The sequence below is a fragment of the Streptomyces sp. NPDC034037 genome (assembly GCF_055575715.1).
This window is the reverse complement of sequence record NZ_JBVISC010000004.1, coordinates 650,918-671,855: the sequence shown is the minus strand read 5'-3', so window position 1 is coordinate 671,855 and position 20,938 is coordinate 650,918. Positions and strand designations below refer to the sequence as shown.

The window sequence follows — 20,938 nt, the reverse complement described above, 5'->3', positions numbered from 1 at the left end:
ATTTCGTGTTTCCAACCTTACCAGATCCGTTTTCCGTTCCGTTTCCGGTTCGGATTTCATTTCCGGTGGCCGTTGGAGGGCCTTTGCCTTTCGGCTGATCCGACTTTATCAGAGGTTTTCCGCCGGTCTTACCGGCTTCAGTTCCGATTCATCGGGAGCGGCTTCTCTCGTTTATGTGAATTCGAGAAGCAAGCAGACTTTAACTGCCGCCGCTGGACTTGTCCAGCTCTAGGCAACTGTTCGAATCTACCTCCCCGGGCCTGCCGTGTCAACGGTTTTTCCGGGGCGAAGAGGAGACTAGCAGCTCCCCCGGGTCTCGCGCACATCACGCAGCGGTGGGGACGGAGGCGCTGCGGTCCGCTCCGGCCAGGTCGCCCGTTTCGCCCGCGCGGGCCGCTCTGCCGCCCAGGACGTAGACGTACGCGAGGAACGCCAGCTCGGCGGCGACCCCGATGGTGACGCGGGCCCAGGTCGGCAGGCCGGACGGGGTCACGAAGCCTTCGATGGCGCCCGAGACGAACAGCACCAACGCCAGGCCGATCGCCATGCCGAGGGCCGCCCGGCCCTCCTCCGCCATCGCTGTGCGGCGGGTGCGGGGGCCCGGGTCGATGAGCGTCCAGCCGAGGCGCAGGCCGGTACCGGCGGCCACGAAGACGGCGGTCAGTTCGAGAAGGCCGTGCGGGAGGACCAGGCCGAGGAAGGTGTCGAGGCGGCCGGCCGAGGACATCAGGCCCATGCCGACCCCGAGGTTGAGCATGTTCTGGAAGAGGATCCAGATGACCGGGAAGCAGAGGAAGGCGCCCAGGACGAGGCACATCGCCGCGGCTTGCGCGTTGTTCGTCCAGACCTGGGCCGCGAAAGATGCGGCGGGGTGGCTGGAGTAGTACGTCTCGTACTCACCGCCCGGTCGGGTCAGCTTCCGCAGGTCGCCGGGGGCGGCGATCGAGGACTGGACCTCGGGGTGGGTGGCAACCCACCAGCCGATGACGGTCGCGAGGACTGTCGAGAGCAGCGCGGCGGGGACCCACCAGTGGCGGGAGCGGTAGACCCCCGCGGGGAAGCCCTCCGTAAGGAAGCGGGTCACGTCACGCCACGAAGCCTGGCGGGTGCCGGTCACGGCGCTGCGGGCGCGGGCCACCAGCTGGGTCAGGCGTCCGGTCAGCTGCGGGTCCGGAGCACTGGACCGGATCAGGGAGAGATGAGTGGCGGTGCGCTGGTAGAGGGTGACCAGCTCGTCCGCCTCGGCCCCGGTGAGACGGCGTCGGCGGCGCAGCAGGGCCTCCAGGCGGTCCCACTCGGCTCGGTGGGCGGTCACGAAGACGTCGAGGTCCATCGGGTGGCTGCTCCTCGTACTGCGGCGTGACTGCTCAGCTTGGCAGACTGGCCACTCCTACGGCAGGGCGGGGAAGGGCGGCGGGCGTGAGTGAGCTGGTGACGGGTGAGGCGGTGGCGCTGGAGCTGCGCCCCGCGAAGCTGCCGAGCCGGGCGCTGGCCCTGCTGCTCGACCTGGTGGTGGTGTGGGCGGTGTATCTGGCGGTGATGGTCGGGGTCGTCGCCTCGACGTCCTCGCTGGACGACGCGGCGGCCGCGGCGGTCGCCGTCGCCGGTTTCCTTCTCATCCCGGTCGGCGGGCCGATCGCGGTGGAGACGCTCAGTCACGGGCGTTCGCTGGGGAAGCTGGCGTGCGGGCTGCGGGTGGTGCGGGACGACGGCGGGCCGATCCGGTTCCGGCACGCGCTGGTGCGGGGCGCCGTCGGCGTCGTGGAGATCCTCATGACGTTCGGGGTGGTGGCCTGCGTCGCGTCGCTGGTGTCGGCGCGGGGGCGGCGGCTCGGGGATGTGTTCGCGGGCACGCTGGTCGTACGTGAGCGGGTGCCCGTGGGGCGGCCGGTGTTCGTGCCTCCGCCGCCGCCCTGGCTGCTGGGGCGGTTCGCCGGGCTCGATCTGTCCGGGGTGCCGGAGGGGCTGTGGCTCGCGATCCGTCAGTACCTGACGCGGATGGGGCAGCTGGATCCGCGGGTGGGCTGGTCGATGGCGGAGCGGCTGGCCGGTGATCTGGCGGAGCGGACGGGGGCTCCCGCGCCCGAGGGCGTGCCGCCGGCCGCGTATCTGGCGGCTGTCGTGCATGAGCGGCAGGCGCGGGATGCGCGGCGGGTCTTCGGCGGGGAGTTCGGCGGTTCGCCTGCTCCTGGTTCACCTGCGTCCGGTTCGCCTGATCCCGGTTCGCCTGTTCCGGATACGGCTGCTGGGCCCCCTGCTGGTCGGGACTGGCCCGCTCCGAGCACCGTGGCGCCGCCGCCGGGCGGGGTGGGGGGTGATGGGGCCGCGCCTCCGTCGACGGGCTTCGTGCCGCCGGTCTAGCCGGGTGCCAGGCATCAGGCATCAGGTGTCAGGCGGGAAGGGTCAGGCCTCCGGCGTCAGTTGAAGGTCGACGGCGGTGTTTCGAGGTGTTCGAGTTCGATGCCGGGGGCCGCGAGGACGACGTCGCCGGTGAGGTGGACCGCGTGCTGTTCGCCGGTGTCCAGGGCTGTGACCTGGTACTCGTCCACGGTCAGCGGGCCGCTGTCAGTGGCGTGTGCTTCTCTCTTCAGCAGGGCCCAGGACTGGTCGAGCGTGCGGGGGGCGAGGACCGGGTCCGTGAAGGCGACCAGGCGGACGCGGGTCGCGGGGGAAGCGGGGGTCAGCTGCAGGAGCCGGGCCGTCGCGACGAGGAAGGCGGGGGATGTGCCGGTGAAGGCGTGGGCGGGCGCGTTGTCCTCGGTGGCGTGGGCGCCGGTGGGGTCGGTGCGGACCCAGGTGACGCCGTTGAGGGCGGCGGCGCGGACCTGCCAGTCGCCCGCGTGCAGTTCGAGGCGGATGGGGCGGCCCCGGTCGTCGAGCGCGAGGTCGACGGAGCCCGCGGGGGTGCCGGCGGGGGTGGTCCGCTGGGAGACGTAGCGCCAGCCGGAGGGGCCGGGCGCGCAGTGGAAGTGTTCTTCGCCGAGGGGGGTGCGATCGTGCGGATCGTGGAGCGAATAGCGGCCGCGGGGCATGGGCTTGGGTCCTGGTCCTCGGTCGGGGCAACGGGGGCAGGCCCCCGCCACGGGGGCGAGGGCCTGCTGAAGTGGGGCCGAACTGCGGGCGCAGCCGTCAGTAGCGGTAGTGGTCCGACTTGTACGGGCCCTCGACCTCGACACCGATGTACGCGGCCTGCTCGGGACGGAGCGTCGTGAGCTTCACGCCGAGCGCGTCCAGGTGCAGGCGGGCGACCTTCTCGTCCAGGTGCTTGGGGAGCACGTAGACGTCGGTCGGGTACTCCTCCTGCTTGGTGAACAGCTCGATCTGGGCCAGGGTCTGGTCCGCGAACGAGTTGGACATCACGAAGGACGGGTGGCCGGTCGCGTTGCCCAGGTTGAGCAGGCGGCCCTCGGACAGCACGATCAGGACCTTGCCGTCGGGGAACGTCCAGGTGTGGACCTGCGGCTTGACCTCGTCCTTGACGATGCCGGGGATGGCGGCCAGGCCGGCCATGTCGATCTCGTTGTCGAAGTGGCCGATGTTGCCCACGATCGCCTGGTGCTTCATCTTGGCCATGTCGGAGGCCATGATGATGTCCTTGTTGCCCGTGGTCGTGACGAAGATGTCGGCCTTGTCGACGACCTCGTCGAGTGTCGTGACCTGGTAGCCGTCCATGGCGGCCTGGAGCGCGCAGATCGGGTCGATCTCCGTGATGATCACGCGGGCGCCCTGGCCGCGCAGGGACTCCGCGCAGCCCTTGCCCACGTCGCCGTAGCCGCAGACGACGGCGGTCTTGCCGCCGATGAGGACGTCGGTGGCGCGGTTGATGCCGTCGATGAGCGAGTGGCGGCAGCCGTACTTGTTGTCGAACTTCGACTTGGTCACGGCGTCGTTCACGTTGATCGCCGGGAACAGCAGGGTGCCGTCACGGTGCATCTCGTACAGGCGGTGGACACCGGTCGTGGTCTCCTCGGTCACGCCGCGGATCTCCGAGGCGAGCTGGGTCCACTTCTGCGAGCCCTCGGTGATGGTGCGGTTGAGGAGCTCCAACACGACGCGGTGCTCGTCGGAGTCGGCGGTGTCGGGCGAGGGGACCTTGCCGTCCTTCTCGTACTCGACGCCCTTGTGGACCAGGAGCGTGGCGTCGCCGCCGTCGTCCAGGATCATGTTCGGGCCGCCGGTGGGGGTGTTCGGCCAGGTCAGCGCCTGCTCCGTGCACCACCAGTACTCTTCGAGGGTCTCGCCCTTCCAGGCGAAGACCGGGACGCCCTGGGGGTTGTCCGGAGTGCCGTTCGGGCCGACGGCGATGGCCGCGGCGGCGTGGTCCTGGGTGGAGAAGATGTTGCAGGAGGCCCAGCGGACCTCGGCGCCGAGGGCGACCAGGGTCTCGATGAGCACGGCGGTCTGCACGGTCATGTGCAGGGAGCCGGTGACGCGGGCGCCGGCGAGCGGCTGCGCGGCGGCGTACTCCTTGCGGATCGACATCAGGCCGGGCATCTCGTGCTCGGCGAGCGTGATCTCCTTGCGGCCGAACTCGGCGAGGGAGAGGTCGGCGACCTTGAAGTCCTGGCCGTTGGTGGCAGTCGTCATGAGTTGAGCTGCTCCTCGTGTGGTGGGTCGAGGGTGGGCATGGCTGACCTGCGGCGTCGGGTACGAGGACGCACCGGCGCGCGCAGCGCAGTCCGTCGGAGGCCCTCTCTCCCTCGGCCGGTCCGTGCGCGGACCGCCCGACCGCCATCAGCAGCGACGTCTGGCTCAGTCACCCAAGCTACACCGGGGGACCCGGCGAACCACAGCCCGCCTCCGCGCCCGCGGCCCGAAGCAGCCGGGCTCCGCCTTGCGCGGAGGGCTTCTCGTACGCCGACGGGCTCCCCGTACGCCGATGGGCCCCGCACCGGCGCGCTGCGGGGCCCATCGGCTCAGGGATCGGGGTCCGGCGTGCGGACGGCGGGCGGTCAGTGGCCGCCGGGGGTCTTGGCCGGATCGCTGCCCTCGGCCGCCGCGGCCTCGCTGTAGATGTCCGGTTCGAGGTAGATCACGCGGGCGATCGGGACCGCCGTGCGGATGCGGTCCTCGGCGGCGTTGATGGCCGCGGCGACCTTCCCCGCGGTCTCGTCGTGCCGGACGGCGATCTTGGCGGCGACGAGCAGCTCCTCGGGGCCGAGGTGCAGCGTGCGCATGTGGATGAGCCTGGTGACGGTGTCGCCGTCGACCACGGCCTGCTCGATCTTCCTGACCTCCTCGACGCCCGCGGCCTCGCCGAGCAGCAGCGACTTGGTCTCCGCGGCCAGGATGATCGCGATGGTGATGAGCAGGACGCCGATGCAGAGCGTGCCGATGCCGTCCCAGACGCCTTCGCCGGTGGCGATGGCCAGGCCGACACCGCCGAGGGCGAGGATCAGGCCGACGAGCGCGCCGAGGTCCTCCAGGAGGACGACCGGCAGCTCGGGGGCCTTGGCGCGGCGGACGAACTCCCGCCAGGAGAGGTTGCCGCGCGTGTGGTTGGACTCCTTGATGGCGGTCCGGAAGGAGAAGCCCTCCGCGAGGATCGCGAACACCAGGACGCCGACGGGCCAGTACCAGTGCTCGATCTCGTGCGGGTGCTTGATCTTCTCGTAGCCCTCGTAGATCGCGAACATGCCGCCGACCGAGAAGAGGACGATCGAGACGAGGAAGGCGTAGATGTAGCGCTCGCGGCCGTAGCCGAAGGGGTGTTGCGGGGTCGCCTCGCGCTGGGCCTTCTTGCCGCCGAGGAGCAGGAGCCCCTGGTTGCCCGAGTCGGCGAGCGAGTGGACGCTCTCGGCGAGCATCGAGGACGAGCCGCTGAAGATGAACGCGACGAATTTCGCCACCGCGATCGCCAGATTCGCGCCGAGTGCCGCGACGATCGCCTTTGTTCCGCCTGACGCGCTCATAAGTGCCGGGGGTCCCTTCGCCTTCGTGTGTGCTCGGCCGTCGCCGACGGGCAGTGCTTTGCCCGCCCTTTGCGGTGGGTCATTGTTGCAGCACGGCAGGGCGCTGCCGCGTCAGGCCACCACAGTGGCCCGGAAAACCGTGCCCGACCCGGACACTTCCGCCTTTTCTCCCGCGGGGACGAAGGCGGACTGTCCGGGCGTCAGGGACAGTTCGCCCGCGTGGACCTCGCCTGCGGCGCAGAGCAGGATCTGCGGGGTGGGGGCGGTCAGGTCGTGCGGGGCCGCGCCCTCGGACAGGACGAAGCGGGAGAGCCGGAACTCGTCGGTCGGGGTGTCGTAGACCTCTTCCCCGGCCGCCGTCGCCTCGGGGCGCAGGACGCCGGGCTCGGTCGCCTCGAAACGGACGACGCGCAGCAGCTCCGGCACGTCCACGTGCTTGGGGGTCAGGCCGCAGCGCAGGACGTTGTCGGAGTTGGCCATGATCTCGACGCCGAGGCCTTCGAGATAGGCGTGCGGGACGCCGGCGCCGAGGAACAGGGCTTCGCCGGGCAGGAGCCGTACGTGGTTGAGCAGCGTCGCGGCGATGACGCCGGGGTCGCCGGGGTAGTGGTGGGCGATGGCCGCGTAGGGCTCGTAGACCCCGCCGAGGCGCTGGGCGGCGGCCGTGAACTCCGCGACCGTCGCGGCCATCTCCTCGGGGTCGGCGCTCAGCACGGCCGTCAGGACCTCGCGCAGGGCGCCCTCCTCGGGGTGGGCGCGCAGCAGATCGACGTACGGCTTGAGGGAGTCGACGCCGAGGGCCTCCAGCAGGTCGGCGGTCCGCGCGGGGGCGCGGAAGCCGCACAGGCCGTCGAACGGCGTGAGGGCGCAGATCAGTTCGGGCTTGTGGTTGGCGTCCTTGTAGTTGCGGTGCGGGGCGTCGATCGGGACGCCCCGGCGCTCCTCGTCCTCGTAGCCCTCCTTCGCCTGGGCGAGATCCGGGTGGACCTGGAGGGAGAGCGGGGCGCCGGCCGCGAGGACCTTGAGGAGGAAGGGCAGGCGCGGGCCGAACCTGGCGACGGCGGCCGCGCCCAGCTCGCGCTCCGGGTCCGCGTCGATGAGGTCGTGCAGCGCGCCGCGCCCGGTGCGCGAGGGCGCGCCCGGGTGGGCGCCCATCCACATCTCGGCCTGCGGTTCCCCGCTCGGCGCCACCCCCAGGAGCTCCGCGATGGCGGTGGTCGAACCCCAGGCGTAGGGGCGGATGGTGTTGGTGAGGCGGTCCACGGAGGGGATCTCCCTTACTGGTGCCGCGTACGCGGCTGCTGGCGGGCGGGCGGCATCACCGCGGCCGGCCTCGTTGCCGGAGTCGGTACGGCCGGTGTCGCCGCGGTCATGGCCCGGTGTCCGGTCATGATCGGTCCCCGGCGGCGAGCGCCAGGTAAACGGCGGCGAAATCCGTGACGGCGATCAGTTCCGCGAGGGCTTCCAGTTCGTCGCCGGCCTCCGGCTCCAGCTCGCTGAGCGCGACGTCGTGGCCGTGCGCCAGTTCGCGGGCGGCGGGGGCCGCGGAGAGGCCTCCGGCGTCCACCGGCCGGTCGCGGAGCAGCACCACGCGCGCGCGAAGGGCGGCCGGGTCGTCGACGCGGTCGCGGAAGAAGTCGTCGGTGTCGTCGGTGTCGTCGCCGCCCGCGGGGTTGCCCGCGAGCAGGCAGCCGTGGGCAGGCAGGGCCTCGGGCAGTTCGGCGGCGAGCGCGGCGCGCCCGGACAGTTCGGCCAGGGTGGCGGCGAAGCGGCGGCCCGCGGCGGCCGCGGCGCGGCCCTCGGTCCAGATGAGCGGGAGCGCGTCGGCCAGCTCGGCGGCGAGCGTCTTGGCGGGGTTGCTGTAGGTGGCGATGGCCGGGCCGCAGCGTTCGGCGACGCGGTCGAGGCGGTCGGCGACCTTGTGCAGCGCGTCGACCGGGGCCTCGATCAGGCCGGTGCGGTCCAGGAGCACGAGGAGCGGGACGAGGAGGGCCCACAGGGTGCCGGGGGCGCCGGGCGCGGCCTCGTCCTCGACGCGGCGTGCCTCGTACGAGAGGGAGTCGCGGTCGGTGTCGCCGTGCGCGCCCTCGTAGGCGCCGTAGGGCGAGGTGGCCAGGGGGACGGTCAGGCCGTGGCTGCCCGCGACGCCCTCGGCCAGCGGGGTGCGCGCGGGGGCGACGGCCACGACCGTGCAGCCGCGGCGGTAGGCCTGCTCGGCGAGGAGCGTCAGGCCCGGTTCGGAGCCGTCCGGGGTGGCGATGAGCAGCAGGTCGACGGGGCCCGCCCAGCCGGGCAGCGCCCAGCGCAGGGCGCCCGCGGCGGGGGCGACGCCGGTGGGGGCCAGGCGTACGACGGGGCAGCCGGCGCCCGCGAGGCCGTCGAGCAGGTCGGCGACGCAGACGGCCGCGGTGCCCGGTCCCGCGATGAGGATGGCGCGGGGGCGGCCGTCCGGCTTCAGCTCGGTCAGACCCGATTCGGTGGCGTGCCGGACCGCGGTGCGGACCCGGGCGCCGGCCTCGGCCGCGCCGCGCAGCAGGCCGCGGCGGTCGGCCCGGGTCAGGGCCTCGGGGGTGTCGAGCAACGACTCGTCGAGCATGGGTTGCGGCCTCCGATCGCCGTGCGCGGCTCTCCGCGCACGCTGCTGGGTCGTGCCGGGGCGTATGCCCTGCGCGGGGTGCCGTTACGCGGGGCGGCGGGCCTCGTCGACCAGCAGGACGGGGATGCCGTCGCGGACGGGGTAGGCCAGGCCGCACTCCTTGGCGTCCGCCGTGCAGATCAGCTCGGTGTCCGTCTCCTTGAGGGGGGCGTGACAGGCCGGGCAGGCGAGGATCTCCAGGAGGCCGGCTTCGAGCGCCATGGGTGGGTCCCTTCGAGCTGATGCGGTGAGGTTCTCGCGGCGGGCGCGAGGCGGTGTGCCGCTGGCCCCTGCGAGGCGCCGCGCCGCGCTCCCCGGGTGCGGGGTTCGCGGGGCCGCCTCACAGGATGCGGCCTGGTCAGCCTACCTCCGCGCGAGGCGGCCCGGGGGCCGTCAGCCGCGGATGATCGCGAGGGCCTCGTCGCGCACCTTGGCCATGGTGGGCTCGTCGCGGGCCTCGACGTTCAACCGCAGCAGGGGCTCGGTGTTGGAGGCGCGGACGTTGAACCACCAGTCGGCGGCGGTCACCGTCAGGCCGTCCAGCTCGTCCAGGGTGACGCCGTCCTGGGCGGCGTACGCGCTCTTGATCGCGGCCAGGCGGGCGGTCTGGTCGTCCACCGTGGAGTTGATCTCGCCGGAGCCGGCGTAGCGGTCGTACTGGGCGACGAGCGCGGACAGCGGGCCGTCCTGCTCGCTGAGGGCCGCGAGGACGTGGAGGGCGGCGAGCATGCCCGTGTCCGCGTTCCAGAAGTCCTTGAAGTAGTAGTGCGCGGAGTGCTCGCCGCCGAAGATCGCGCCGGTCCTGGCCATCTCCGCCTTGATGAAGGAGTGGCCCACGCGCGTGCGCACGGGCGTGCCGCCGTTCTCCTTGACGACCTCCGGGACGGACCAGGAGGTGATCAGGTTGTGGATGACCGTGCCGCCGCCGTGCTTGGCCAGCTCGCGGGAGGCGACCAGGGCGGTGATGGCCGACGGGGAGACGGGGGCGCCGTTCTCGTCCACCACGAAGCAGCGGTCCGCGTCGCCGTCGAAGGCGATGCCGAGGTCGGCGCCCTCGGCGCGCACCCGCTCCTGGAGGTCCACGATGTTGGCCGGGTCCAGGGGGTTCGCCTCGTGGTTGGGGAAGGTGCCGTCCAGCTCGAAGTACATCGGCACCAGCTCCAGGGGCAGGCCCTCGAAGACGGTGGGGACGGTGTGGCCGCCCATGCCGTTGCCCGCGTCGACCACGACCTTCAGCGAGCGGCTGGCGGTGAGGTCGACCAGGCCGCGCAGGTGCGCCGCGTAGTCGGTGAGGGTGTCGCGCCGGGTGAGGGTGCCGGGGGTCGCCGCGGGCTCGGGGGCGCCGGTCTCGGACCAGCCCTCCACCAGGGCGCGGATCTCCGCGAGGCCGGTGTCCTGGCCGACCGGGGCCGCGCCCGCGCGGCACATCTTGATGCCGTTGTACTGGGCGGGGTTGTGGGAGGCCGTGAACATCGCGCCCGGCAGGTTCAGCGCGCCCGAGGCGTAGTACAGCTGGTCCGTGGAGCACAGGCCGATCTCGGTGACGTCGACGCCGCGGGCCGCCGCGCCGCGCGCGAAGGCCCGCGAGAGGCCGGGCGAGGAGGGGCGCATGTCGTGGCCCACCACGATCGCGTCCGCCGATGTGACCTGCGCGAAGGCCGCTCCGAACAACTCGGCCAGGGTCTCGTCCCACTGGTCCGGGACCACCCCGCGAACGTCGTACGCCTTCACGATCTGGGACAGATCAGCAGTCACGGCCAACCCTCTCTGCAAGTTCCGCGAGTTACGTCGGTACGTCGGTCACCCCACGCCGGTCGTCCCAAACCTACCCGCACCGGACGGCGACGAACGGGGGGCGGCGAAGTGTGAGCGGCGTCAAACCGCGGTGGGGTCAGCTGTGGGGGACGTACGGGCGCGGGGACGCGTTCAGGAGTCGGGCGAGCGCAGCACGCGGAGGTGGCCGCGCCGGGCGACCTCCATGGGGTCCGCCCTGCGGGCTCCGCCGCCCGCCTCGGCCGCGCGCTCCTGGGGGCGGGCCGCCTCGCGCACGGCGTTGGCCAGCGCTTCGAGGTCGTCGCCGGAGGGACGGGCCGGGCCGGAGGCGTCGGCGAGCCGGACGACCTCCCAGCCACGGGGCGCGGTGAGGCGCTCGGAGTGCTCGGCGCACAGGTCGTAGCAGTGGGGTTCGGCGTAGGTGGCGAGGGGGCCGAGGACCGCGGTCGAGTCGGCGTAGACGTACGTCAGCGTCGCGACGGCGGGACGGCCGCAAGCGGTGCGCGAACAGCGACGTACAGGGCTCACGACGTTGGACGGTACCGCACTCTTGAGCGGGCCGCGACGACTCTCCCTCAGGTCACTCCACCGTGTCGTGCCGCGTCCCGCGAACCGGCCCGTCCCGCGAGCACGGTGTTGACCTGCGCGGACGCCAGTTGCCGGTGGGGCGCGTGGTGTTGAATCCGGTCACCACATGGCGCGAATCACGTCATTTGGCGTGAGATCGACGGTCTTGGAGAGATACGGAATTGAGTCCAAGTTCGGCCGGAACGGTCAGGAAGCGACATGCCGCGTTCCGTGCGGAAAGGGCGATCTCGTGACTACGCTTCGTCAGTGATGGACGACTCCGTGCAGCCCCGTTCCGCAGACCCGAGGCCCCGCCGCCGCGACCGCCACGGCAGAGGCATGCGCGGGCCCGTGGCGCCTCCCCAGGTGCCGCTGTCGGCGAGCCGTGCCGAGGTCTTCACGGACCTCGTGCAGGACTCCGTGGAGCGTCTCGAACGGCGCTGGCCACAGCTGGCCGACGTCGACTTCCTGGTGCTGGAGGTGCCGCCGCTCGGCGGGGCCGACGGGGAGTGGCGCGACGAGGTGGTGCCGCTGGGCGGCTCCCTCTCGGCGTCCGAGGGGCGCCCCGCCCGCGTCATCATCTACCGCCGGCCGGTGGAGATCCGCACCAAGGGGCGCGACGAGCGCGCCGCCCTGGTGCACGAGGTGGTCGTGGAGCAGGTCGCCGACCTGCTCGGCCTGTCCCCCGAGTCGGTCGACCCGCGCTACGGCGACGACGACTGACCGGCGGCCCCGAGCCGGGCGGGGCCCGGCCCGGCTACTTCTCCAGCACCCTCAGGTCCCGCTTCGCGCGCGGCACCGCGACCGTCCCCCGGTCGTCCGGCAGCGTCTGCACGGTGAACATCGGGATGCCGTCCTCGGGCAGCGCCAGCATCCGCGAGCCGTGGACCTCGCCGCCGGACACCGGCTCCACGGTGAGGGCGTACGCGCCCTTGAGGCCGCTGGGCACCGGCGGGTGCGCGATCTCCAGGGTCGTGCCGCCCTTGACGGTGTACGTCTTGGCGACCGGTGAGCCGCCCTCGGTGCCGGACGAGGCCGTGACCTTCACCTTCGCCGTCGCGTCCGGGGCCACCAGGGAGAGCGTGGAGCCCTTGGCGCGATTGTCGGCGACCGTCGCGCGCGCGCCGACCGGGTCCGTCGCCGGGATGAACGCCGTCTCCTGGGCACCGCCCTTGCCCCGGGTGACGCGCAGCGCCGCCACCACGGGCACCGGCTCGTCGGCCGGGGACAGCAGCAGCGAACCAGCCTCGCCCTTGGTGACGTCGCCGAGATCCACGGCGGCCGTCATCCCGGCCTTCACATGGAGGTCCTCGTGTCCGGCCGGGGTGATCGTGCCGGTCGGCGAGGCGAGCTGCACCTTCAGGTCCGCGTCCGCGGAGCCGGGCGCGAAGGCGATCAGCCGCACCGAGGTGGCGTCCTTCGGGATGCCCGGCAGGACGGCGACCGGCGAGGGGTCGGCGGCGGCCGGCAGCCAGTCGCCGCCGAGCTTGTCGTCGGAGGACTGCACGGCGGCGGCGACCCGGCCGCTGCGGGCGCTCACGTGCATCGTGAGGTTGGTGTACGCCTTGTCGGCGAGCGTGGACAGCAGCACCGGGACGCTGGAGTGCGGCTGGACCTGGATCGCCTCGCCCACCGGGGAGGTGACCTCGCCGTCCGAGCCGAACAGCTCCACGTCGACGACGGCCGCGGAGTCGTCGGGGTTCGTCAGGTGGATGTAGTCGCTGCGCCCCTTGGCGGTGCTCGTGCCCGGGAACCAGAAGTCCGTGTCGGGCGCGGTGCAGTTGGTGCCCTGGGCGCCGCGGCCGCTGCCCGCCGAGTAGGTCGTGGTCTGCTGCACGGTCCAGCCGGGGGCGAGCGCGCCCTCGGCGGTGCCGATGAGGACGGGCGCCTCGCCCCCCGACTCCTCGCCGCCGACCGCCTCGCCCGCCGTCTCCTGGGTCAGGAAGGGCTTGGCGTGCTTGCCCTTGGCGCCCTCCTGCGGGGCGTCCGTGAGCTGCTTGGTGACGGGGACCAGCTCCGCCTTGCCGGTTTTCCCGGCGCCGCTCGTGCGCGGGCTGAAGGCGGTGTACGAGGTCTCGGCCAGGTCGGAGGCGCTGGGCGCCGGGCAGAGCAGGCTGGTGCGCTCCACGGGCAGCCGCGTGGCGGCCGTCACCCGGTCCTCGCCCGCGCCGTCGGTGCCGCTCGACGCGGCGTACCCGGTGACGGCGCCGAGCACGACGACCACGGCGATCAGGGACTGGGTGGCGCGGTTCACTGTCGGCTCCCGTCGGGGCGCTCGCTGTCGGTGCCGTGCGGCGGCATCGGGGGCTGCGGCTGGTCGTACGAGGGGTAGGAGGCGTACGGGTCGTACTGGCCGCCCTGGTGGGGCTGCGCCCGGTACGGCTCCTGAGGGGCCGGCTCGTAGGTCTCGGCGGGGTAGGCGCCGTCCTGGTACGGCTGGTCGGCGCCGTACGTGCCGTACTCGGCGTCGGCGGGGGCGGGCGCCTCCCAGGCGTCGTACGACTGCTGCCGCGGGACGACGGCGTGCGGGTCCGGGGACGACGGGGGCGGCGGCACGTCCTGGCCCGCCTCCGGGCCGGCCTGCTCGCTCTGGGCCCGCAGCCTGCGCGCCCTGCGGCCCTCGCCCTCGACCGCCTGGGCCGGGACGACGGGCTCCTCGGGCAGGTCGTCGTCGACGTGACGGCGGCGGCCCGGCAGCGCGAGCACCACCAGGACGACGGCGAGCGCGCCCTGCGCCCACAGCCAGGCGGTGTGGCCCAGCGGGGCGTCGTAGGTGACGTCGAGGCGGCCGCCCGCGGCGGGCAGCTCGAAGCCCTGCGCCCAGCCGTCCAGCGTGGTGCGCGGCAGCGGGCGGCCGTCGAGGGTCGCCGTCCAGCCCGGGGCGGCGGAGTCGGCCAGGCGCAGCACGCGGCCCGCCCGGCCCGAGGGGATCTTCGTGTGCAGTTCGACGGGGCCCGCGGCGACGGGCTCCGGGTCGCCGCCCTTGGGGATGATGGCGGCCCGGGATACCTGCCGGTCCACGCGCCACAGGGCGCTGCCGTCCTCCTGGCTGAGCCGGGTCAGGCCGGGGGTGGCGTCGAGGGTGCGGCTCATCTGGCGGGGCGCGCCCTGGCGTACGAGGACGTAGCGGACGGCGTAGCCGCCCAGGTGGTCGGCCTGGTCGGCTCCGGAGCCGGCGACGAGGCGGGCGACGATGCCGTCGAGCCGGTCGTCGGTGCCGGCCGCCGCGGCCAGTTCCGCGTCGCCGAGCCGGGCGCCCGAGCCGCGTACGAGCGTGTAGGAGACCTCGGCCGGCGACCCGCTGTCGAGCACGAGGGTGCGGGCCTGGTCCTGCGTGCCGCTCTCCTCCGCCACGAACGCGGGGACCTGCACCGGGTCGCGCCGCTCCAGGGGCCCGTCGGCGCCGCGGATCATCCATCCGGCGGCGCCGAGCAGCGGACCGGCCGCGGCGGCGAACGCGATGAGCGCGGCGGTCGGCTGGCGCCAGCCGAAGCTCTGTTCGGCGACACGCGCGCGTGCCCCGTCGGCGCCGAGGGCGGCGGCGGCGAGGAGCGCGAGGCCGTAGCCGAGGGTGGCGGGGCCCGCCCACGCCGAGTCGTTCGACAGGACGGCGAAGACCAGCGAGACGAGGGCGGCCGTCCAGGCGGTGCGGATGGCCGGCTGCCGCTCGGCGCGCAGCAGGGCGCCGAGGGCGGCGAGGACGACGCCGGCGAGCAGCAGCCCGTGCACGGTGCCGGGGCCGCCGGGGCTGGTGCCGAGCAGGTCGAGCGCGCTCGCGGAGCCGGCGCCGAACTCCAGGCCCGCCTCCTTGAAGAAACCGAACGGCAGCAGCGTCAGCGACCACGGGGCGAGCAGGAGCAGCGGGGTGCCGAGCGCGGCGAGGAAGCGCGGCCCGTACCCGACGAGGTCGCGGCGGCGCAGCGCGAGCAGGGCGAGGCCGAGCACCAGGGCGATCGGCCAGACGATCGGCGTGAAGGCCGTGGCGAGGGTCAGCAGCAGCGCGTACGCCCAGGTGGCGCGCCAGGTCCCGCGGGCGCCCCCGGAGGCCGTGAGACCGGCGGCCGCGGCGCCCGCGCGGGCGATGAGGGGCAGCAGGACGGCGAGGACGGCGGTGCCGATGCGGCCGCCCGCGAGGGCGCCGGTCGCGGCGGGCAGGAAGGCGTACGCGACGGACGCCCAGGCGCGCAGCAGGCGCGAGGTGACCAGGGGGCGCGAGGCGAAGTACGCGGCGAAGCCGGCCAGCGGCACGGAGCCGACGAGCAGCACGGTGACCGCGAGGCCGGTGGAGCCGAACAGCAGGCTGGACAGGCCCGCGAGGAGCGCGAGGTAGGGCGGCGCGGCCTGGGTGCCGCCCGTGCCGACGGGGTGCCAGGCGTCGAGGTAGCGCGCCCACAGGCCCGCGGAGTCGGCGGGGGCGGGCAGCAGCGCGCCGCCCGCGAGCGCCCCGCCGCCGAGCAGGGCCCGGCAGGCGACGAGGGAGACGAACAGGAGCACGACGAAGAGCATCGGTCCCGGCTTGCGGGCGACGCGCTTGAGGCGGGCGAACTGCTCGATCTCCAGGAAGTCGGCGTCGTCGCCGCCGGGCCCGGACTCGACGGCGCCGTGCCGTCCCGCTCCCGTGGGGGCGTCGGTGTCGGAGCGGCCGAGCAGACCGCCGGCGGCCTGTTCGACGGTGGCCCGCACGGTGGCGCCGGGGGGCGGGAACAGGGCCCGCGTCTCCCCCGCGTCGAGCACGGACCTGCCGCGCTGTCTGCGGGCGGCGAGGATGCGCCCCGGCCGCAGCAGCGTCACCAGCAGTCCGGCGATCTCGTCGAGGGCCTGGCCGGGCGCCTTGCCGACGAGGTAGGTGACCGTGCGCAGGAGCGTGCCGAACACGAGCCGGAAGAGGACCCACGGCAGCACGGCGGAGCGGGCGTTGGCCAGCAGGGTGTAGGCGGCGCCCGCCTTGTCCACGCGGTGCGGCGAGGTCGCCGTGCGCCCGACGCAGTCGACGGTGCGGCGCTCGCGCGAGGACGCCTCGGCGTGCCGCACGACGGCGTCGGGGGCGACCAGGACGCGGTGTCCCGCGGCGTGCGCGCGCCAGCACAGGTCGACGTCGTCGCGCATCAGCGGCAGGTAGCGGTCGAAGCCGCCGAGCTGTTCGTACACGTCGCGGCGGATGAGCATGCCGGCGGTGGACACGGAGAGCACGGGGCGTACGTGGTCGTGCTGGCCCTGGTCCTGTTCGCGGCGGTCCAGGCCGGTCCAGCGGCGGCCGCTGTTGGCGATGGAGACGCCGACCTCCAGGAGCTGCCTGCGGTCGTACCAGCCGCGGAGCTTGGGGCCGACGACGGCGACGTCCTTGCCGAGCGCGTGTTCGTTCTCGACGGCCCGCAGCAGTTCGGCGAGGGCGTGGGGTTCGGGGGCGCAGTCGTCGTGCAGGAGCCAGAGCCACTGCACCGGTTCGCCGTGCGGCAGGTCCGGCAGGTCGTACGCGTCGTCGCGCCAGGTCCGGCTCACCGGGTCCCAGCCGCTCGGCCGCCGCAGGTACGGCAGCTCTTCGGGGGTCGGCGCCGCGGCGGTGCGGACGGCCTCCTCGACGGCGGTGCCGAAGCCGGCGCGGCGGGCCAGGTGCAGTACGCGGTCGGGTCCGAGGGCCTCGGTGAGCAGGCGGGCGGAGTCGTCCGCGCTGCCGGTGTCCGCGGCCACGGCCCGCTGCACGGGCCGCTCCTGGCCGAGCAGCCCGGCCAGGGCGTCGGGCAGCCAGCGGGCGCCGTCGTGGGAGACGAGGACCGCGGTCACGACGTGCCGCGGGAACTCAGGGGCGGCAGCGTCGTGGTGGGCTGCCGGATGGCTGTGCACGGACATCGAGGTACGGGCCCCGGTTCGCTGGACTGTGGGGGACGCCTGCGCCCTGCGGGGGCGCCGGGGCGTCTTGGACGGGGCCCCACACTAACGGCTGGCACCACAACGGCCCGCCGCCTGTGGATGACCCACGGGCGACGGGCCGTTCGTCGCACACTGTTCGGGGGAGACGCGGTCGGGGGAGGTGGGTGCCCGATGGACGGGGCGACACCCGCGCGGACGCGCTCGCGCGCGCTCCGCTCACATCGCCGCCTTCTTCAGTCTGCGGCGCTCACGCTCCGACAGGCCGCCCCAGATCCCGAAGCGTTCGTCGTTCGCGAGTGCGTATTCAAGACATTCTGAGCGGACCTCACAGGCGAGGCAGACCTTCTTGGCCTCGCGCGTGGAGCCGCCTTTCTCGGGGAAGAAGGACTCGGGGTCGGTCTGGGCGCACAGTGCGCGCTCCTGCCAGCCGAGTTCCTCGTCCGCGTCCTCGACCAGCAGTTCCTGAACCAGCTCGGTCATGTGCGCCCCTCGTCTGTCTGTGCGTCCCCGTGGTGCTGCCGTTACCGGTTCCGGCTGAACGACACGAGTGAAATTACAAGTGCGCTGATCCGGGCCAGTCAAGCCGAGATCTGCTATTGGGCCTCTTATTCACTCTGCGGAACCAAGGCTATGCGGAAAGTGTTCAAATCGGCATAAACCATGACACCCATCGACGGACCCGCCGGCACCGCCCTCCCGAGGAGCCCCACAGGGGGCCGCACCCAGGAGGACGTCGATGTTTGAGTGCCGGTTGCTGCGCCATGTGTCCCGTGCACCCGGTGCACAAACCTTTCACCTATCCGAACAACCGGATGAGGTGAAAGCTATCCCACATATCGGACATCGAGTTGACAGTGGAGGTGTGAGCGGGTGTCCTGGTGGGCATGCTCGCGAACCTGGCTCTTTCGATGACCCGCACCAGCGGGTCCATCGGTGCTGCCCACGCGCGCTGTCGCTGTTCCTGCTCCAGCTGTTGAGTCCCTCCAGCCGTCGAGCCGCTTTCCCCGCCTCACCCTGCCGGGCCCTGCCCCGTGCTTGCCCGCTTCTCCCCCGCGCTCCACCCATCCTTCGCGACACCCCGACACTCTTACGTTGAGGAACCACCGCACGATGAACAGCGACAGCGACCTCCAGATCGCCGGCGACATCCTCGAAGTCCCGCACCTGCTCCAGCCCACCCGCGAGCACCCCGCGACCGTGGCCGAGTTCGTCGGCCTCGCCCGCACCATCGCCGCCGACCGCTCCCAGTGGGAGCACCTCGTCCGCTACGACGCCACCAGCCGCTGGTACCACCGCCTGCGCACCGGGCCCGGCTACGAGGTGTGGCTGCTCTCCTGGGTGCCCGGCCAGGGCAGCGGCCGCCACGACCACGGGCGCTCCTCGGGTGTACTGACGGTCCTGCGGGGCGAGTTGTCCGAGCGCACCCGCAACGGCGCGCGGTCGCTCGGGGCGGGCGCGCAGCGCGTCTTCGCGCCGGGGTATGTCCACGAGGTCGTCAACGACCGCCTCGAACCGGCCGTCAGCCTGCACGTCTACTACCCCGGCCTGACCGAGATGCCGATGCACGCGGCCCAGTGCGCCGCGGTCACCGCCGAAGGTGTCGCGGAGGATGTCGTGACCGCCTGACGCACTGTCGTACCCGCCTGACATGCTGGGCACCATGCGCATTGTGGTTCTGGCCGGCGGCATCGGCGGCGCCCGTTTCCTCCGCGGGCTGAAGAAGGCCGCGCCCGACGCGGACATCACGGTCATCGGCAACACCGGTGACGACATTCACCTGTTCGGGCTGAAGGTCTGCCCCGACCTGGACACCGTGATGTACACGCTCGGCGGCGGCATCAACGAGGAGCAGGGCTGGGGGCGTACGGACGAGACGTTCAAGGTCAAGGAAGAGCTGGCGGCCTACGGGGTCGGGCCGGAGTGGTTCGGGCTCGGCGACCGGGACTTCGCCACGCACATCGTGCGGACGCAGATGCTGGGCGCCGGCTATCCGCTCAGCGCCGTCACGCAGGCGCTGTGCGAGCGGTGGCAGCCCGGCGTGCGGCTCATCCCCATGTCCGACGACCGCGTCGAGACGCATGTCGCCGTCACGGTCGACGGCGAGCGGAAGGCCGTGCACTTCCAGGAGTACTGGGTACGGCTGCGCGCCTCCGTGGACGCGCACGCCATCGTGCCCGTCGGCGCCGAACAGGCCAAGCCGGCGCCCGGCGTCCTCGAAGCGATCGCCGAGGCCGACATCATCCTCTTCCCGCCGTCGAACCCCGTGGTCAGCGTCGGCACCATCCTCGCGGTGCCCGGCATCCGCGAGGCCATCGCCGAGGCGGGCGTGCCCGTGATCGGCCTCTCCCCCATCGTCGGGGACGCGCCCGTGCGCGGCATGGCCGACAAGGTGCTCGCGGCCGTCGGCGTGGAGACCACCGCCGCCGCCGTCGCCGAGCACTACGGCAGCGGGCTGCTCGACGGATGGCTGGTCGACAGCGTCGACGCGGGTGTCGTGGAGCGGGTGGAGAGCGCCGGGATCCGGTGCCGGGCCGTGCCGCTGATGATGACCGACGTCGACGCGGCGGCGGAGATGGCCCGCCAGGCGCTCGCGCTCGCCTCGGAGGTACGGGCGTGACCACGCGGGGCGGGGCGGGGCCGTCCTTCCGGGTGTGGGCGGTGCCCGGGCTGCCCGAGGTGCGTGAGGGCGACGACCTCGCCAAGCTGATCGCGGCCGCCGAACCGGGGCTCGCCGACGGGGACGTCGTCCTCGTCACATCCAAGATCGTCAGCAAGGCGGAGGGGCGACTCGTCGCGGCCGACGACCGTGAGGCGGCCATCGACGCGGAGACCGTGCGGGTCGTCGCGCGGCGCGGGACGCTGCGGATCGTCGAGAACCGGCAGGGGCTCGTGATGGCCGCGGCCGGCGTCGACGCCTCGAACACTCCCGCGGGGACGGTCCTGTTGCTGCCGGTGGACCCCGACGCCTCGGCGCGCGCCGTGCGTCAGGGGCTGCGGGAGGCGCTGGGCGTGGACGTCGGTGTGCTCGTCACCGACACCTTCGGGCGGCCCTGGCGGGCCGGGCTCACCGATGTCGCCATCGGTGCCTCGGGGGTGCGGGTCCTGGACGACCTGCGGGGCGGGGTCGACGCGTACGGCAATCCGCTGAGCGCGACCGTCGTCGCCACCGCCGACGAGCTGGCCGCCGCGGGGGATCTCGTCAAGGGGAAGGCGGCGGGGCTGCCGGTCGCGGTGGTGCGGGGGCTCGGGCATGTGGTGGGGGGCCACCCGGGCGCTGACGCTGATTCTGGGGCCGGGTCTGGGTCTGGCTCTGGGGTCGACGCTGATGGGGCCGGGGGTGATTCCGGGGCGCGGGCGCTCGTGCGGGACTCGCGGGACGACATGTTCCGGCTCGGCACGTCCGAGGCGGTGCGGGAGGCGGTGGCGCTGCGGCGCACCGTGCGGGAGTTCACCGACGAGGAGGTCGACCCCGGGGCCGTGCGGCGCGCCGTCGCCGCGGCGGTCACCGCGCCGGCGCCGCACCACACCACTCCGTGGCGGTTCGTGCTCGTGGAGTCCGCCGCCGCGCGCCTGGAGCTGCTGGACGCGATGCGCGACGCGTGGATCGCGGATCTGCGGCGGGACGGGAAGTCGCCGGAGGCCATCGCCAGGCGGGTGCGGCGCGGGGACGTCCTGCGCAACGCGCCCTATCTGGTGGTGCCCTGTCTGGTGATGGACGGCTCCCACACGTACGGGGACGCGCGGCGGGATACGGCCGAGCGGGAGATGTTCGTGGTCGCGGCGGGGGCCGGGGTGCAGAATTTCCTGGTCGCGCTGGCCGGGGAGCGGTTGGGCTCCGCGTGGGTTTCGTCGACGATGTTCTGCCGGGGGGTCGTGCGGGACGTTCTTGGGCTGCCGGGGTCGTGGGATCCCATGGGGGCGGTTGCCGTGGGGCATCCGGCGGGGGTGCCTCCGGCGCGGGGGGAGCGGGATGTGGGGGGGTTTGTTGTCGTGCGGTAGGCGTTTGCCGTTTTTGGGGTTTTGCGCAGTTCCCCGCGCCCCTGGAGGGGCCTTCTCGCCGTGTGATCGTGCGGGTGCGTGGGGGGTTTTGCGCAGTTCCCCGCGCCCCTGAGGTGCCTTCCCGCCGTGTGATTGTGCGGGTGCGTGGGGGTTGTTCGCGCAGTTCCCCGCGCCCCTGGAGGGG

Annotated in this window: 17 protein-coding genes; 5 read left to right on the top strand and 12 right to left on the bottom strand. The window is 73.3% G+C overall.

All coding sequences use genetic code 11. The features are described 5' to 3' along the window. Positions 1–325: 325 nt before the first annotated feature. Complete coding sequence (locus ACZ516_RS18195) at positions 326–1,333, bottom strand: stage II sporulation protein M (protein ID WP_469011015.1); 1,008 nt, start codon at positions 1,331–1,333, stop codon at positions 326–328. 86 nt (positions 1,334–1,419) lie between these two features. On the opposite strand from ACZ516_RS18195, the gene ACZ516_RS18190 reads away from it, so the two are divergent. Continuing rightward, positions 1,420–2,361: an RDD family protein gene (locus ACZ516_RS18190; protein WP_469011014.1), complete on the top strand. Its 942-nt coding sequence runs from the start codon at positions 1,420–1,422 to the stop codon at positions 2,359–2,361. Between the two features lie 56 nt (positions 2,362–2,417). Here ACZ516_RS18190 and ACZ516_RS18185 read toward each other — a convergent pair whose 3' ends face one another. The 8 genes from ACZ516_RS18185 to ACZ516_RS18150 all read right to left on the bottom strand — a co-directional run bounded on the left by ACZ516_RS18185 (position 2,418) and on the right by ACZ516_RS18150 (position 10,899). Continuing rightward, positions 2,418–3,032: a hypothetical protein gene (locus ACZ516_RS18185; protein ID WP_469011012.1), complete on the bottom strand. Its 615-nt coding sequence runs from the start codon at positions 3,030–3,032 to the stop codon at positions 2,418–2,420. A 97-nt stretch (positions 3,033–3,129) separates the two neighbouring features. Continuing rightward, positions 3,130–4,587, bottom strand: coding sequence for an adenosylhomocysteinase (gene ahcY / locus ACZ516_RS18180; protein WP_361085899.1), 1,458 nt, complete (start codon positions 4,585–4,587; stop codon positions 3,130–3,132). Between the two features lie 365 nt (positions 4,588–4,952). Further along, positions 4,953–5,912: a cation diffusion facilitator family transporter gene (locus ACZ516_RS18175; protein WP_469011011.1), complete on the bottom strand. Its 960-nt coding sequence runs from the start codon at positions 5,910–5,912 to the stop codon at positions 4,953–4,955. 111 nt (positions 5,913–6,023) lie between these two features. Further along, entirely contained in the window at positions 6,024–7,175 is a 1,152-nt protein-coding gene (gene manA / locus ACZ516_RS18170) for a mannose-6-phosphate isomerase, class I (RefSeq protein ID WP_469011010.1), read from the bottom strand. A 124-nt stretch (positions 7,176–7,299) separates the two neighbouring features. Continuing rightward, complete coding sequence (locus tag ACZ516_RS18165) at positions 7,300–8,508, bottom strand: SIS domain-containing protein (protein ID WP_469011008.1); 1,209 nt, start codon at positions 8,506–8,508, stop codon at positions 7,300–7,302. Between the two features lie 84 nt (positions 8,509–8,592). After that, positions 8,593–8,769 carry a Trm112 family protein gene (locus ACZ516_RS18160; protein ID WP_358588566.1) on the bottom strand — a complete coding sequence of 59 codons (177 nt, stop codon included), beginning with the start codon at positions 8,767–8,769 and terminating at the stop codon, positions 8,593–8,595. Between the two features lie 171 nt (positions 8,770–8,940). Further along, positions 8,941–10,302, bottom strand: coding sequence for a phosphomannomutase/phosphoglucomutase (locus ACZ516_RS18155; RefSeq protein ID WP_469011005.1), 1,362 nt, complete (start codon positions 10,300–10,302; stop codon positions 8,941–8,943). A 171-nt stretch (positions 10,303–10,473) separates the two neighbouring features. After that, positions 10,474–10,899 carry a DUF3499 domain-containing protein gene (locus tag ACZ516_RS18150; protein ID WP_358588573.1) on the bottom strand — a complete coding sequence of 142 codons (426 nt, stop codon included), beginning with the start codon at positions 10,897–10,899 and terminating at the stop codon, positions 10,474–10,476. A gap of 258 nt (positions 10,900–11,157) precedes the next feature. Between ACZ516_RS18150 and ACZ516_RS18145 the strand changes: the two genes are divergently transcribed. After that, positions 11,158–11,610 carry a metallopeptidase family protein gene (locus ACZ516_RS18145; protein ID WP_358588574.1) on the top strand — a complete coding sequence of 151 codons (453 nt, stop codon included), beginning with the start codon at positions 11,158–11,160 and terminating at the stop codon, positions 11,608–11,610. A gap of 34 nt (positions 11,611–11,644) precedes the next feature. Here ACZ516_RS18145 and ACZ516_RS18140 read toward each other — a convergent pair whose 3' ends face one another. The 3 genes from ACZ516_RS18140 to ACZ516_RS18130 all read right to left on the bottom strand — a co-directional run bounded on the left by ACZ516_RS18140 (position 11,645) and on the right by ACZ516_RS18130 (position 17,235). Continuing rightward, positions 11,645–13,141 carry a DUF5719 family protein gene (locus ACZ516_RS18140; protein ID WP_469011004.1) on the bottom strand — a complete coding sequence of 499 codons (1,497 nt, stop codon included), beginning with the start codon at positions 13,139–13,141 and terminating at the stop codon, positions 11,645–11,647. Continuing rightward, positions 13,138–16,734, bottom strand: coding sequence for a glycosyltransferase family 2 protein (locus ACZ516_RS18135; RefSeq protein ID WP_469011002.1), 3,597 nt, complete (start codon positions 16,732–16,734; stop codon positions 13,138–13,140). The genes ACZ516_RS18140 and ACZ516_RS18135 overlap by 4 nt, the downstream gene beginning before the upstream one ends. A 237-nt stretch (positions 16,735–16,971) precedes the next feature. After that, a complete protein-coding gene (locus ACZ516_RS18130; protein ID WP_358589073.1) occupies positions 16,972–17,235 on the bottom strand; it encodes a WhiB family transcriptional regulator in 264 nt (87 codons plus the stop codon). Positions 17,236–17,865: 630 nt separating this feature from the next. On the opposite strand from ACZ516_RS18130, the gene ACZ516_RS18125 reads away from it, so the two are divergent. The 3 genes from ACZ516_RS18125 to ACZ516_RS18115 are packed head-to-tail and all read left to right on the top strand — an operon-like array spanning position 17,866 to position 20,754. Next, positions 17,866–18,381 carry a cysteine dioxygenase gene (locus tag ACZ516_RS18125; protein WP_469011000.1) on the top strand — a complete coding sequence of 172 codons (516 nt, stop codon included), beginning with the start codon at positions 17,866–17,868 and terminating at the stop codon, positions 18,379–18,381. A 34-nt stretch (positions 18,382–18,415) separates the two neighbouring features. Beyond that, positions 18,416–19,372: a 2-phospho-L-lactate transferase gene (cofD, locus tag ACZ516_RS18120; RefSeq protein ID WP_358589076.1), complete on the top strand. Its 957-nt coding sequence runs from the start codon at positions 18,416–18,418 to the stop codon at positions 19,370–19,372. Next, positions 19,369–20,754, top strand: a complete 1,386-nt coding sequence (locus ACZ516_RS18115; protein ID WP_469010998.1) for a coenzyme F420-0:L-glutamate ligase — start codon at positions 19,369–19,371, stop codon at positions 20,752–20,754. Before cofD ends, ACZ516_RS18115 begins: the two co-directional genes overlap by 4 nt. The last annotated feature ends 184 nt before the right edge of the window (positions 20,755–20,938 follow it).

Coding starts and splice junctions, on each gene's coding strand:
- ACZ516_RS18165 (WP_469011008.1), bottom strand. CDS start 8,508: ATGCTCGACGAGTCGTTGCTCGACACCCCCGAGGCCCTGACCCGGGCC.
- ACZ516_RS18185 (WP_469011012.1), bottom strand. CDS start 3,032: ATGCCCCGCGGCCGCTATTCGCTCCACGATCCGCACGATCGCACCCCC.
- ACZ516_RS18145 (WP_358588574.1), top strand. CDS start 11,158: ATGGACGACTCCGTGCAGCCCCGTTCCGCAGACCCGAGGCCCCGCCGC.
- cofD (WP_358589076.1), top strand. CDS start 18,416: ATGCGCATTGTGGTTCTGGCCGGCGGCATCGGCGGCGCCCGTTTCCTC.
- ACZ516_RS18125 (WP_469011000.1), top strand. CDS start 17,866: ATGAACAGCGACAGCGACCTCCAGATCGCCGGCGACATCCTCGAAGTC.
- ACZ516_RS18175 (WP_469011011.1), bottom strand. CDS start 5,912: ATGAGCGCGTCAGGCGGAACAAAGGCGATCGTCGCGGCACTCGGCGCG.
- ACZ516_RS18135 (WP_469011002.1), bottom strand. CDS start 16,734: ATGTCCGTGCACAGCCATCCGGCAGCCCACCACGACGCTGCCGCCCCT.
- ACZ516_RS18195 (WP_469011015.1), bottom strand. CDS start 1,333: ATGGACCTCGACGTCTTCGTGACCGCCCACCGAGCCGAGTGGGACCGC.
- ACZ516_RS18160 (WP_358588566.1), bottom strand. CDS start 8,769: ATGGCGCTCGAAGCCGGCCTCCTGGAGATCCTCGCCTGCCCGGCCTGT.
- ACZ516_RS18130 (WP_358589073.1), bottom strand. CDS start 17,235: ATGACCGAGCTGGTTCAGGAACTGCTGGTCGAGGACGCGGACGAGGAA.
- ahcY (WP_361085899.1), bottom strand. CDS start 4,587: ATGACGACTGCCACCAACGGCCAGGACTTCAAGGTCGCCGACCTCTCC.